The sequence below is a fragment of the Providencia sp. R33 genome, from assembly GCF_019343475.1.
Taxonomy (GTDB): Bacteria; Pseudomonadota; Gammaproteobacteria; order Enterobacterales; family Enterobacteriaceae; genus Providencia.
In genome coordinates this window covers 4,519,466-4,533,484 of record NZ_CP072453.1, presented here as the reverse complement: position 1 = coordinate 4,533,484, position 14,019 = coordinate 4,519,466, and the positions used below count along the sequence as shown (strand labels likewise).

The 14,019-nt window shown below is 42.1% G+C and carries 14 protein-coding genes; 13 read left to right on the top strand and 1 reads right to left on the bottom strand.

Translation table 11 applies throughout. From position 1 onward, the window contains the following. Positions 1-132 precede the first annotated feature (132 nt). The 9 genes from J6836_RS21005 (at position 133) to J6836_RS20965 (ending at position 10,327) form a co-directional block, all read left to right on the top strand. Entirely contained in the window at positions 133-714 is a 582-nt protein-coding gene (locus tag J6836_RS21005; RefSeq protein WP_219245755.1) for a YajG family lipoprotein, read from the top strand. 121 nt (positions 715-835) lie between these two features. Beyond that, on the top strand, positions 836-2,338 hold the full coding sequence (ampG, locus tag J6836_RS21000) for a muropeptide MFS transporter AmpG (RefSeq protein ID WP_219245754.1): 1,503 nt from the start codon (positions 836-838) through the stop codon (positions 2,336-2,338). Positions 2,339-2,621: 283 nt separating this feature from the next. Continuing rightward, the gene (locus J6836_RS20995; RefSeq protein WP_219245753.1) at positions 2,622-3,392 is read left to right on the top strand and encodes a nucleoside-specific channel-forming Tsx family protein; all 771 of its coding nucleotides are present in this window, start codon (positions 2,622-2,624) and stop codon (positions 3,390-3,392) included. 437 nt (positions 3,393-3,829) lie between these two features. Continuing rightward, a complete protein-coding gene (cyoA, locus tag J6836_RS20990; protein WP_219245752.1) occupies positions 3,830-4,780 on the top strand; it encodes a cytochrome o ubiquinol oxidase subunit II in 951 nt (316 codons plus the stop codon). 4 nt (positions 4,781-4,784) lie between these two features. Continuing rightward, positions 4,785-6,776: a cytochrome o ubiquinol oxidase subunit I gene (gene cyoB / locus J6836_RS20985; protein WP_219245751.1), complete on the top strand. Its 1,992-nt coding sequence runs from the start codon at positions 4,785-4,787 to the stop codon at positions 6,774-6,776. After that, positions 6,766-7,380, top strand: a complete 615-nt coding sequence (locus tag J6836_RS20980) for a cytochrome o ubiquinol oxidase subunit III (protein ID WP_219245750.1) — start codon at positions 6,766-6,768, stop codon at positions 7,378-7,380. The genes cyoB and J6836_RS20980 overlap by 11 nt, the downstream gene beginning before the upstream one ends. Further along, entirely contained in the window at positions 7,381-7,713 is a 333-nt protein-coding gene (locus J6836_RS20975) for a cytochrome o ubiquinol oxidase subunit IV (RefSeq protein WP_219245749.1), read from the top strand. Positions 7,714-7,725: 12 nt separating this feature from the next. Next, a complete protein-coding gene (gene cyoE / locus J6836_RS20970) occupies positions 7,726-8,613 on the top strand; it encodes a heme o synthase (protein WP_219245748.1) in 888 nt (295 codons plus the stop codon). Between the two features lie 352 nt (positions 8,614-8,965). Further along, entirely contained in the window at positions 8,966-10,327 is a 1,362-nt protein-coding gene (locus J6836_RS20965) for an MFS transporter (RefSeq protein WP_219245747.1), read from the top strand. A 217-nt stretch (positions 10,328-10,544) separates the two neighbouring features. Here J6836_RS20965 and J6836_RS20960 read toward each other — a convergent pair whose 3' ends face one another. Continuing rightward, on the bottom strand, positions 10,545-11,036 hold the full coding sequence (locus J6836_RS20960; protein WP_042846924.1) for a YajQ family cyclic di-GMP-binding protein: 492 nt from the start codon (positions 11,034-11,036) through the stop codon (positions 10,545-10,547). Between the two features lie 183 nt (positions 11,037-11,219). Here J6836_RS20960 and panE point away from each other — a divergent pair, with 183 nt between their 5' ends. The 4 genes from panE to J6836_RS20940 all read left to right on the top strand — a co-directional run bounded on the left by panE (position 11,220) and on the right by J6836_RS20940 (position 13,659). Next, positions 11,220-12,131 carry a 2-dehydropantoate 2-reductase gene (gene panE / locus J6836_RS20955; protein ID WP_219245746.1) on the top strand — a complete coding sequence of 304 codons (912 nt, stop codon included), beginning with the start codon at positions 11,220-11,222 and terminating at the stop codon, positions 12,129-12,131. Then, positions 12,094-12,714: a protein deglycase YajL gene (gene yajL, locus J6836_RS20950; protein ID WP_219245745.1), complete on the top strand. Its 621-nt coding sequence runs from the start codon at positions 12,094-12,096 to the stop codon at positions 12,712-12,714. Before panE ends, yajL begins: the two co-directional genes overlap by 38 nt. Positions 12,715-12,959: 245 nt before the next feature. Continuing rightward, positions 12,960-13,103, top strand: coding sequence for a Hok/Gef family protein (locus J6836_RS20945; RefSeq protein ID WP_206084588.1), 144 nt, complete (start codon positions 12,960-12,962; stop codon positions 13,101-13,103). Positions 13,104-13,515: 412 nt separating this feature from the next. Further along, complete coding sequence (locus tag J6836_RS20940) at positions 13,516-13,659, top strand: Hok/Gef family protein (protein ID WP_206084588.1); 144 nt, start codon at positions 13,516-13,518, stop codon at positions 13,657-13,659. Positions 13,660-14,019 lie beyond the last annotated feature (360 nt).

The following is a 14,019-nucleotide window of genomic DNA, read 5'->3' as shown; positions in this document are numbered from 1 at the left end:
TTAGTGCGAATTTTTTCAAAAACTGTTGTCTAATAGTTCAGGATAATTTAGCCACTGGATTTCACATCGTGTGGCGGCTACCCGCACCATAACGAAACATTTTCAATTAGGAAAGATGAACTGGAAAAAATTATGTTAAGAAAACTGTGTTTTCCACTTTTTGCGTTGTTTCTACTTGCTGGATGTGCAACTAGCAGCAACACGCTCTCACTTGAACCAAAAATTGCTTTACCGGCTAAAAACCCAACACTCAATGCCACCTCAATTAGTGTTAGCAGCGTAGACAATCGCACCAATAAATCATTAGCGGAAGTCAATCGTAATGGTAGCTTAGTCATACTTAATCCATCCCGTGACCCGCGCTACTTAATGCAAGAAGCGGTTGAAAAACAAATGGCTGCGCGTGGTTTTATGGTTACATCACCAGCCAACGTTAATTTAGTCGTTCAATTAAACAAATTAGACACTAAAGTCGCTGAAGGTAGTCTGCGCCATAATATTACGGTGAATTCTAGCGTCAGCATTACGGCAACCGCACCAAATGGCTCAACAAAAACTCGCTCATTCACCCGTAATTTCAATACCCAAGAATTGTTAGCGGCGAATAATGCAAAAATCGAAGCGGCAATTAACAGTGCATTAGCTGATTTAATTGCAGATATGGCCTCTGATCAAGAAATCACAGATTTTATCAGACAAAATTCACGCTATTAAGCGAGCGAATACCCCAATTTAGTATTAAGCTATCCAAGTTAACTCTTGGATAGCATTGCGCGGTCAATACCTCTACAGCGCTATGTATTGCAGCAAAATCACTTTAGGCTTAGAGGGAATAATGCCTCGTTTCACACTACCGAATAATATTACCTTAATCCTTTTAGGCTTCGTCTCAGGCTTACCTTTAGCGTTGACGGCAGGGACATTACAAGCTTGGTTAACCGTTGAAAATGTTGATATCAAAACGATTGGCTTCTTTTCTTTAGTCGGCCAAGCGTATGTTTTGAAATTTTTGTGGTCACCCATGATGGACCGCTATACGCCGCCGTTTTTGGGTCGCCGTAGAGGCTGGCTGTTAACCACTCAAATTCTCCTGATCATCAGTATCGCAGCAATGGGGTTCATGAATCCTTCTGAACACTTGTGGTATCTTGCAGCATTAGCTGTCACCGTCGCATTTTGCTCAGCATCCCAAGATATTGTGTTTGATGCCTATAAAACAGACTTATTGAGCGCGGAAGAACGGGGCATTGGTGCGGCAACCTCAGTCATGGGTTACCGAATCAGCATGTTAGTTTCTGGTGGATTAGCTCTTTGGCTCGCAGATAAATTCCTGACATGGAAACAGCTTTATCTCGTCATGGCCGGACTAATGATTATCGGTGTGATAGCCACTTTGCTAGCAAAAGAGCCCGAAGAAAACAGCGCACCGCCGGCCTCGTTAAAAAAAGCGATTTACGACCCTTTAGCGGAGTTTTTCAGCCGCAACAACGCATGGCTCGTCTTATTATTATTGGTATTTTATAAATTAGGCGATGCCTTTGTGATGGCACTCAATACCAACTTTTTATTGAATGCGCTGGGCTTTAGCCTTAGTGAAGTTGGTACCGTGAATAAAACCGTCGGAATGGCTGCCACTATAATTGGCGCACTCTTGGGCGGTTACCTGATGAAAAACATGAGCTTATTTAAGGCTCTGTTTCTTTTTGGCTTACTCCAAGGTGGGTCAAATATTGGGTATTGGTTCCTCGCCGTCACGCCGCCTAATATCATGACGATGGGTTCCATTATTTTCCTTGAGAATATCTTTTCAGGAATGGGCACAGCGGCGTTTGTCGCACTCTTAATGACGTTGTGTAATAAATCCTTATCCGCAACGCAATTTGCACTTCTTTCCGCGCTTTCAGCAGTAGGGCGGGTGTACATTGGCCCGGTAGCCAGTATTTTCGTCAGTAACTATGGCTGGCCACTATTTTATTTGATCTCCATTGGCGTTGCCGTTCCTGGGATCTTACTGTTATTAGCCTGTCGAAGTTCTTTACTCTACACGCAAGCTACAGGGCTATTCCAGCGCCGTGAGCTATACGCAAATGGCTATCGTTTTGCTGTTTATGCCCTACTCGCTGCGGTAACTTGCCTTGCGATTTGGCTACTTTCTCTATTGGCATTTTCTTTTAGTGGAATGAAAGTATATCTATTCACCACACAGATTGAATTTTGGTTAGCTATCCCAAGCTATCAAAACATCCTATTTAATACTGGCATTAGCATCGGTGCTATCAGTTTAATTATCGGTGGTAGTTTAGATTTCCTCGCTGTTCGCAAAACCGTCAAGCAATAAGCAATAATTGATTTTCCTTTCATTCTTACTTATCTATTTAGCTGATTCCCTAAGACTAACTTATTAGTTTAGGGAATCTGATCATTCCAGAAAAATAGCCTTATCACACAAAAAACATCAAAATCACTTTTTGATCGTGATTATGATCACTCATTCAATGAAAAATATTTCTTAATTGCAATTTTTAAGCCTAATATATCACATGTTAGAGACTGGTTAGATAACACGTTAACGAATAGTGCACTACTCAATCCCATTAATTAATTAACGAAAATAATCTATTATGAAAAAACTCCTTTGTATTGCCGCCTTAGCTTCTGTGGCAGGTACGGCATATTCTGATGATCTTTTGGGCTATCAAAATGGTTTTGCTGATATCAATATTAACTATTTAGATTGGTCGCACCGTACTGAGACCAAAACGGAGAAAACGACTCGTAAGAAAGATTTCGCGTATATTGAATTAGAAGGTGGTGCTAATTTTAATTGGGGTGAACTTTACGGCTTCTTTGATGTAGAAAACCCGCTCCATACACAACATACCGATTCAGGGCGTAATAAGCGCTACACCATCAAAACGACAGGCCGTTTTTATTTAGGTGATACAGGTTTTAATCTGTACGGCCACGTTTATGGCACATGGTCACTACCTGGAACAAAGTATGGTGGTAATTTCCATGATGTAAACACGTTATATGGTATTGGTTACAATACCGCTTTTGGCGATTTATGGTTTAAGCCTTTTATCGCCCTAAACTATACTGATCAAACGTTCTATTCAGGTAATAACGGTTATACCGCAGGGTGGGTAGCGGGTTATAATTTCAGCGCATTTGAAGAGAACTTCATGATAACCAACTGGCACGAAATGGAATTTGCACGTAATAAGCGCTACAACGGCGGTAAGCGAAATGGCATTAATGGTGCCATGGCTTTTTGGTGGAATGCGACACCACATTTAGCGGCGGGTGTACAATACCGCTATGCTGACAATAAATTAGGCGATACTTTTTATCAAGACGCAATCATTTATACATTAAAGTATACGTTCTAAAAGTGTTCTAATGCCTTATTAAAAATTGTATAGCAATTTAATATTTTTCTTTTTAAATCAAATCAATAATAATTTTTCTTAACAATTTTGCCGATAAAGTGATAAAAATAGCTTTATCGGCACTAAAAAACGTAGTTTCCCTTACCATATTGCTTATCATTCATATCAGTTTTGTCTTTTTTTCACTTCTTTTGTATATATTTTTCTTTGAAAAATTACTAAGATAATTTAGTATTAAAGGGCTTTTATCAAAATATACTTATAATCTGTATCAATTTTAACTTTTTCTTTATAAGCTCTTTACATGTGATCATATTAACATAAAGAGCTAACAATTCAGTTTCTTTACCTTACAATCATTTACACTCGCATAACCTTACCGTAAAATGCCCGCACTGATGAAACGACAATTAGAATCTTGTCATTTGGGGTCGTGGATGAGACTTATGAACTACAAAAAAAGTATCGGAGCAATCTCGCTGGTTGCAGCAGCCTTATTATTAGGCGGTTGTGATATGGTGTTGATGGATCCAAAAGGCGCCGTAGGCGTAAAACAAAAAGAGCTAATTCTTATTGCAATTGGCTTAATGCTGCTTGTTGTTATTCCTGTTATTTTTATGACGATCATCTTCGCCAGAAAATATCGTGAATCCAACACGTCTGCTACATACCGTCCAAACTGGGCTCACTCAAATAAAATTGAGTTAGTCTGCTGGACTGTTCCTATCATCATTATCATCATTCTGGGTGCTATCACTTGGAAGACGACACATGAGCTGGACCCGTATCAGCCATTAGTGAGTGATCAGGAACCTGTCACAATCGAAGTTATTTCGGCTGACTGGAAATGGATCTTTATCTACCCAGAGCAAGGCATTGCGACAGTTAACGAAATCGCATTCCCTACTGGTGTGCCAGTTAACTTCAAAATCACGTCTGATTCGGTGATGAACTCGTTCTTCATTCCATCTTTAGGTGGCCAAATCTACGCGATGGCGGGTATGCAAACTAAACTTCACTTAATCGCCAATGAACCGGGTACTTACAAAGGCTTCTCTGCAAGCTATAGTGGCCACGGCTTCTCTGATATGAAGTTCAATGCGATTGCAACCCCTGACCGCCAAGGCTTTGATGAGTGGGTACAAAAGGTAAAAGCGTCTCCTAAGACAATGGATACAATGCAGGCATTCGACGAAGTCGCTAAGCCAAGCACAAATGTTCCTGTTACCTACTTCTCTAGCGTGAAACCTAACCTTTATAACGACATCGTTCTGAAGTTTGGTCATGAGCACCATAAAGGTCACGCTCCTGTAGAAACCAAAGAAGAATCTACAGGTCATTCTATGCATATGAGCCATAACGCTCATGCAGCAGGCGCTGAGGAATAAGGGCATGTTCGGAAAATTAACACTAGATGCAGTTCCGCTCCATGAGCCGATCATCGTTGTCACACTGATTGCTATTGTCCTTGGTGGGCTTGGCTTAGTCGGTGTGATCTCCTATTTCGGTAAATGGAAATGGCTGTGGAAAGAGTGGTTAACCTCGGTTGACCATAAAAAAATTGGTGTCATGTACATCATTGTTGCGATGGTCATGTTGTTCCGTGGTTTCGCGGATGCTGTCATGATGCGTGGTCAGCAAGTTCTTGCTTCTGCTGGCCAAGAGGGCTTCTTAAACCCTCATCACTATGACCAAATCTTTACCGCGCACGGCGTTATCATGATTTTCTTCATGGCAACCCCATTTGTTGTCGGTCTGATGAACCTCGTTGTACCTCTACAAATTGGTGCACGCGACGTTGCCTTCCCATTCCTTAACTCATTGAGCTTCTGGTTCTTTGTAGTCGGTGTTGTCTTAATCAACATCTCTTTAGGGGTAGGTGAATTCGCACAGACAGGTTGGTTAGCTTATCCACCATTATCGGGCTTGGAGTATAATCCGGGGGTTGGGGTCGATTACTGGCTCTGGAGTCTTCAGATATCCGGTATTGGTACGTTATTAACAGGGGTTAACTTCATCGCCACGATTATCCGTATGCGTACGCCGGGTATGTCGATGATGAAAATGCCTGTATTCAGCTGGGCTGCGTTATGTACTAACGTATTGATTGTTGCTGCTTTCCCTATTTTAACCGTCACACTGACGCTTCTGACGTTAGACCGTTATTTAGGTACCCATTTCTTCACTAACGATATGGGCGGCAACATGATGATGTACATCAACCTGATTTGGGCATGGGGTCACCCTGAGGTGTATATCCTTGTTCTGCCTGTGTTTGGTGTATTCTCTGAAGTCGCAGCAACCTTCTCGAAAAAACGTTTATTCGGTTATACCTCATTAGTTTGGGCGACAATCGTTATCACCGTTATGTCCTTCATCGTATGGCTGCACCACTTCTTTACGATGGGTTCTGGCGCGAACGTCAACGCCTTCTTCGGTATCGCCACTATGATTATCGCAATCCCAACAGGGGTTAAGATCTTCAACTGGTTGTTTACGATGTACCAAGGCCGCATCGAGTTTAAATCACCGATGCTATGGACTATCGGTTTCATCATCACCTTCTCTGTGGGTGGTATGACGGGTGTTCTGTTAGCCGTACCAGGTGCGAACTTCGTTCTGCACAACAGCTTATTCCTGATTGCTCACTTCCATAACGTTATCATTGGTGGTGTGGTATTCGGATGTTTCGCTGGTATGACTTACTGGTTCCCGAAAGCTTACGGCTTTACGTTAAATGAGAAATGGGGTGTCCGCGCATTCTGGTTCTGGATCATCGGTTTCTTCTTAGCATTCATGCCATTATATATTCTGGGCTTTATGGGTATGACCCGTCGTTTAAGCCAGAATATTGACCCTGCTTATCACTCAATGTTAGTTGCGGCTGCATTTGGTGCTGCGTTAATCGCAATTGGTATTGCATGCCAAGTTATCCAAATCATTGTGAGTATTCGAGACCGCCATGAAAACCGTGATTTAACGGGAGATCCATGGGGTGGACGTACACTTGAGTGGGCAACTTCTTCACCACCACCGTTCTATAACTTTGCGATTGAGCCACACGTTCAAACTCGTGATGCTTGGTGGGATCTGAAAGAAAAAGGTCTTGCTCATAAGAAACCAACTTCATATGAAGAAATTCATATGCCGAAAAATACCGGCGCTGGCGTAATCATCGCAGCATTTAGCTTGGTTTTAGGTTTCGCAATGATCTGGCACATCTGGTGGCTCGCAATCGTTGGTTTCGGTGGAATGATCGTAACTTGGATTGCAAAAAGCTTCGACGAAGATGTTGATTACTACGTACCTGTGGCTGAAATCGAAGAAATCGAGAATAAGCACTTTGAAGAATTGCGTAAGGCAGGTGTGAACGATGTCAACTAATACAATGACTAACCAAAATATCGCCCATGCAGAGCATGGGCACCACGATGCAGGTGGCACGAAAGTATTCGGTTTCTGGCTCTATATCATGAGCGACTTGATTCTGTTTGCTTGTTTGTTTGCAACCTATGTTGTTTTGGCCGATGGAACTGCTGGCGGTCCTGCTGGTAAAGATATCTTCAGTCTGAAGTTCGTATTAGGCGAAACCTTCTTACTGTTAGTAAGTAGTATCACTTACGGCTTCGCTATGATTGCGATGCATAAAGGAAAAATCGCTGCGGTTAACTTATGGCTGTTCGCGACATTCCTGTTAGGTCTTGGCTTCGTTATCATGGAAGTCTATGAGTTCCACGAACTGATTGCAGAAGGCTTTGGCCCTGACCGTAGTGGTTTCTTATCTGGCTTCTTTGCACTGGTTGCAACGCACGGCCTGCACGTTTCTGCGGGTCTGATCTGGATTGTCATCATGATGATTCAAGTCACTCGTCGTGGCCTGACTGATGTTAACAAAACACGTTTGAACTGCCTGAGCCTGTTCTGGCACTTCTTAGACGTGGTTTGGATCTGTGTATTTACCGTTGTTTATCTTCTGGGGGCTATTTAAATGAGTCATGCAAAAGATGCTCACACTGGAGCAAGCCACGGTAGCGTTAAGACATACCTGATTGGCTTTATTCTGTCAGTCATCCTAACGGTTATACCGTTCTGGATGGTGATGGAAGGCACTGCGACGACGGCAACAATCCTTTGGACTGTTGTGGGTATGGCAGTCGTGCAAATCTTCGTTCACTTAGTATGTTTCTTACATATGAATACCTCATCTGATGAGCGTTGGAACTTGGTTGCATTTCTGTTCACCATGCTTATTGTCGGCATCGTTGTTGTCGGCTCGCTGTGGATTATGTACAACCTGAACATCAATATGATGCTCGACTAAAGAGTTGCCGATATGTTTAAGCAATACCTGCAAGTGACCAAACCAGGAATTATATTCGGAAACTTGATTTCTGTGATCGGCGGTTTTCTCTTGGCTTCAAAAGGGTCAATTGACTACCCGCTGTTCGTTGCGACTTTGCTGGGTGTATCACTGGTCGTGGCTTCTGGTTGTGTTTTTAACAACTACATCGACCGTGATATCGACCGTATCATGGAAAGAACTAAGAATCGCCCTTTAGTTAAAGGGCTGATTGACCCGAAAGTTAGCCTGATTTACGCCGCTGCATTAGGTATTGCTGGTATGGTGCTGCTACTCGTAGCAGCCAATGCCTTGGCAATGCTACTTGCAGTCATCGGTTTCATTGTTTATGTGGGCGTTTATAGCCTATATATGAAACGTAAGTCAGTCTATGGCACGCTAATTGGCAGCCTGTCTGGCGCAGCACCACCAGTTATCGGTTACTGCGCTGTCACAAATGAATTTGATACTGGGGCTCTGATCCTGTTATTAATTTTCAGTTTGTGGCAGATGCCTCACTCGTATGCCATTGCCATTTTCCGCTTTAAGGATTACAAAGCCGCGAACATTCCTGTGTTACCGGTGATTAAAGGAATTTCTGTCGCTAAGACACATATCTTCCTGTATATCCTTGCGTTTATGGTTGCAACGTTAATGTTAGCTATCAGCGGATACGCGGGCTATAAGTATTTGGTCGTAGGTGCAGCAGTTAGCTTGTGGTGGCTGGGTATGGCGATTTCAGGTTTCAAAACTGAAAACGACGACCGCGTCTGGGCAAGAAAACTATTCATTTTCTCAATCGTAGCAATTACTGCATTGAGTGTAATGATGTCTGTTGATCCTACAGTTTCAAGCGATACTGTTATAGCTCTCGTCAGATAACCTATCTGTTCTCTGATGATAACAATGTCTAAACGGCGGGCTTTCCCCGCCGTTTTTATTTATCTCTAATTGCTTTTACAACTCACTTTTACGTATTCCGCCTATCCTTATGAATCTATTTTATGGTTAAATAGCCCCTTGCTATTATAAGCTAGATATAAAATGCACTATTAAAAGCTACAACTCATTGAATTTAAAAATTAAAGAGAAATGTCTTCCCATAAAAATTCAAAATAGTTCGAGTTGTAGCAAGGCGGCAAAGTGAGGACATCGCAGGGAGCATACATAAGTATGTGACCTGTGTGGCCGAACGAAGCCAACACAGCTACAGCTTGAAATATGACGAATAAAAATGAACGATAACAAAATGACATCCGCAGAGCTTAGATCCACATGGGGATTAGGCTCTGTTTTCTCCTTGCGAATGCTTGGCATGTTTATGGTTTTACCCATTTTGACTAGCTACGGAATGCACCTACAAGGGGCAAATGAATTTTTAGTGGGCGTTGCCATTGGTATTTATGGTCTGAGCCAGGCACTTTTTCAGATCCCTTTTGGTTTGATGTCAGACAAAATCGGTCGTAAGCCACTTATTGTTATTGGGTTAATCATTTTTATTATTGGGAGTATCGTTGCGGCGCTCAGTGACTCCATTTGGGGCATTATTATTGGCCGCGCATTGCAAGGTGCTGGTGCGATATCCGCTGCAGTAATGGCGTTACTGTCTGATTTAACCCGTGAACAAAACCGTACTAAAGCAATGGCATTTTTAGGCATAAGCTTTGGGCTAACTTTCGCGATTGCGCTTGTTTTAGGCCCTATCATTACCCATCTAATTGGGTTAAATGGTTTATTTTGGGGAATAGCCCTGCTTGCTGTTGGTGCGATTGCACTCACCATTTTTGTAGTACCAAACACCAACACCCATATATTGAACCGTGAATCTGCCTTTGTGAAAGGCAATTTAAAAACGGTTTTAGCCCAGCCTCAATTGCTAAAATTAAATATTGGTATTTTGTGCCTGCATACTTTGCTGATGTCGAGCTTTGTTGCCCTGCCCCTTATCATGACAAAAGCGGGTTTTCTCGCCCAAGATCATTGGAAAGCCTATTTAGTCACCATGCTAATTTCCTTTGTTGCGGTTTTGCCTTTTATTATCTACGCAGAAAAATACCGCAAAATGAAGCAAGTCTTCCTGTTCTGCGTCGTGCTTTTAGCAGTTGCAGAAATCACATTGTGGTTCTCTGGTAGCCAATTATGGGTCATCATCCTTGGCTTGCAGCTCTTTTTTATTGGTTTCAATATTATGGAAGCCATTTTGCCATCGTTGATTAGCAAGGAAGCACCTGCGGGCTATAAAGGAACCGCGATGGGGGTTTATTCCACCAGTCAATTTTTAGGTGTTGCCCTTGGGGGGATTGTCGGTGGATGGTTATATAACTTCGAAGGGGCAGATACCGTCTTTATTGGTGGGTTGATCCTGACAATCCTTTGGTTTGTCGTTAGTTTAACCATGAAACAACCGCCATACGTCAGCAGCATTCGCATCGAATTACCTGCACACCTAAAAAACACTCAGGCCCTGGAGCAAAAGCTACGAGCTCAAAATGGTGTCATGGAAGCCTTGGTTGTCGATGAAGAACTCAGTGTCTACGTTAAAGTTGATCGGAAAATCATTAATCGCGAGCAACTGGAAGCCATTATTCAGCAATAAAAAAATAGGCCTGCAAAATGCAGGCCTGTGGTTGTTGACAAAGCAGGATAAAAGCGTGGTTTTTCCTGCTTTGTGTTATCAGCCGAAAATCAATAAATTGATTTTCCTAGCTTATTTTCAAAACCTATCCAACCTGCGGCCAAACCTAATCGGTTTGTCTGCAGTCTGAGGCCTGCAAAATGCAGGCCTATTTTTATTGATAACTTACTCGCCGTGATTAATCACGGAAGTTATTAAATTGGAAAGGCTGACCTAAGTTTCCGCCACGAACTAATGCCATGACCGATTGTAAGTCATCACGCGCTTTGCCCGTCACACGCACTTGGTCACCCTGAATTTGCGCTTGAACTTTCAGCTTGCTATCTTTGATTAACTTAATAATTTTTTTAGCAATCGCCGCATCGATGCCCTGTTTGAACGTCACTTCAACGCTGTAGGTTTTCCCGCTATGAACAATATCGTCAGGAACATTTAGCACCGCGCCATCAATACCGCGCTTTGCCATTTTTTCTCTTAAAATATCAACCAATTGAAGAACTTGGAAATCAGATTCACTGGTAATTTTCACTGATTCATTTTTATCGTTCAGCTCAAAACTCGCTTCGACATTTTTAAAGTCCCAGCGGCTTGTTAACTCGCGCTGCGCATTTTCTACCGCATTACGCACTTCATTCATTTCAACTTCAGACACAATATCAAATGATGGCATTGTTCAGACCTCTAAGGATATTTTTTGTTAGGTGCATAATAACGTTTTTAGCCACTGTACTTCAAGTTATGAGGGCATCTCCCCTTCCCTACGCTATAATTACCCCACACTAAGGTATATACTGGTTAGATAGCCAATGTCAGAGATGACAAGGTGTTAGAGCACATATTTCAGAGGGACACTATGAAAATAACCCTGATCGGTTGTGGTGCTATCGGTAAGCTGTGGCTTGCTGCGCTCACCTTACAAGGCCATGATATTCAAGGCTGGCTGCGTGTGGCTCAGCCCGATTTGTTTGTCGATGTGAATGAGCCTGATGGACGTACTTTTCGCGAACTCATTCCCTGCAATAATATCCATCACCTACAAACCAGCGAACTAGTCATTGTCTGCCTAAAAGCATGGCAAGTTTCCGATGCTTTATTGCCTCTACTTAGCAATATTCCTGAAAAAACACCGATTTTACTGCTCCATAATGGAATGGGGACAATAGAAGAATTGGCGCCTTTACGACACCCCATTTTAGCAGGTGTGACAACCCATGCCGCTTGGCAAGAAAACAACCAAGTATTTCATGTTGCTCACGGAATGACACACATTGGGGCTATCAATTCACAAGCACAAGCTTATTACCCTATTGCAGATATCCTACATGAAGCGCTTCCTGACGTTGCTTGGCACAGTCAGATTTTGACGACCTGTTGGCGAAAACTAATCGCTAATTGCGCCATCAACCCACTAACTGTGGAACACGATTGTAAGAATGGTGAATTAGTGCACCACACTGAACAAATTTCACGGATTATTGATGAAATCTGCCGCGTGATGGCAGCGGAAGGGTTACATACCGATAAAACAGAGCTAACTGAGTATATTGCTGGCATCATTCAAAATACCGCCAATAACTACTCATCCATGTTGCAGGATATTCGCAATAATCGCCGTACTGAAATTGATTACATAACTGGATTTTTAATTAAGCAAGCCAGAGCTCATGGCTTAAGCACTCCTGAAAATGACCGTTTATATCATTTAGTCAAAAATAGAGAACAACAATATGACGACTTCCGTTCTAATTTGCATCACCCATGGTAGTGAAGAAATTGAAACTGTTACCACAGCAGATTTATTAGTCAGAGCAGGTATTCAAGTCACTCTTGCCAGCACCAATGAAGACGGCTCCCTGCAAATTACAGCTTCACGCGGTATGAAACTCATCGCAGATACTGCACTTATTAAGGTTGCAGATGAGCCTTTTGATGCCATCGTCCTTCCAGGTGGCATTCAAGGTGCTGAAACATTTCGTGATAGCCCATTAGTGGTTGAAAAAGTACGCCGCATGCACCTTGATGGTAAAATTGTTGCAGCTATCTGCGCTGCCCCCGCCGTCGTTTTAGAATATCACCAGCTATTTCCACTAGGAAATATGACGGGTTACCCAACGATGAAAAATCAAATCCCAGCCGAAAAGTGGGTAGATCGCCGTGTTTACTTTGATGAACGCGTCAATTTGCTGACAAGCCAAGGGCCCGCTACGTCCTTTGATTTTGCCTTGAAGCTTATCGAGTTATTAGTCGGTCGAGAAACGGCAGGAATGGTTGCCGGACAGCTAGTTTTACCGAATGGAATTAACGACTATTTGGAAGATAAACCCTCGACTCATACCCACAATGAATGATTGATGAAAAATCAATTAACATACTGAATTAAAATAATTTATTTTACAAATAATGACAAGAAAAGCCTTTGACGCTCCCGACTTTTTGTTATGATTGCGACGGGTGCTTGGATCATTTTTGGTTCAAGCATGAGCAAGAGCCAAAAAGATAAAAGCCCCGAATTTAGATGTTAATCTTAATCCGAGGCAGTCTCAAAACCCAAACAGTTTGATTCTGTCTCCTTTTAGAAAAGGAGTCAAGAGGAATGGCCAAAATTGCCCTTGTAGGGTTAATTACCGTGTGTCTTACGGTATTGAGTTTTTCAGGCATGATGCAAGAAAGGTTATGTTCGTTAAGCATCAGTAGCGGAAACACTCTGGTTCAAGCTACTTTATCGTGCGGTAAGTAGTCTTGTGGGGGAGTTATCTCCCCCACATTTCTCTTTGATTGGTTTGGATGGTACAAGCACCCTACCTTATTTATCACTCATATGACATACCACTATCATTGGTTTTTCCCAATAGAATTAACGACTATTTGGAAGATAAACCCTCGACTCATACCCACAATGAATGGTTGATGAAAAATCAATTAACACACTGAATTAAAAGAATTTATTTTACAAATAATGACAAGAAAAGCCTTTGACGCTCACGACTTTTTGTTATGATTGCGACGGGTGCTTGGATCATTTTTGGTTCAAGCATGAGCAAGAGCCAAAAAGATAAAAGCCCCGAATTTAGATGTTAATCTTAATCCGAGGCAGTCTCAAAAACCTAACAGTTTGATTCTGTCTCCTTTTAGAAAAGGAGTCAAGAGGAATGGCCAAAATTGCCCTTGTAGGGTTAATTACCGTGTGTCTTACGGTATTGAGTTTTTCAGGCATGATGCAAGAAAGGTTATGTTCGTTAAGCATCAGTAGCGGAAACACTCTGGTTCAAGCTACTTTATCGTGCGGTAAGTAGTCTTGTGGGGGAGTTATCTCCCCCACATTTCTCTTTGATTGGTTTGGATGGTACAAGCACCCTACCTTATTTATCACTCATATGGCATACCACTATCATTGGTTTTTCCCAATAGAATTAACGACTATTTGGAAGATAAACTCTAGACTCATACCCACCATGAATGATTGATAAAAAACCAATTAACACCTTGAATTAAAAGAATTTATTTTACAAATAATGACAAGAAAAGCCTTTGACGCTCACGGCTTTTTGTTATGATTGCGACGGGTGCTTGGATCATTTTTGGTTCAAGCATGAGCAAGAGCCAAAAAGATAAAAGCCCCGAATTTAGATGTTAATCTTAATCCGAGGCAGTCT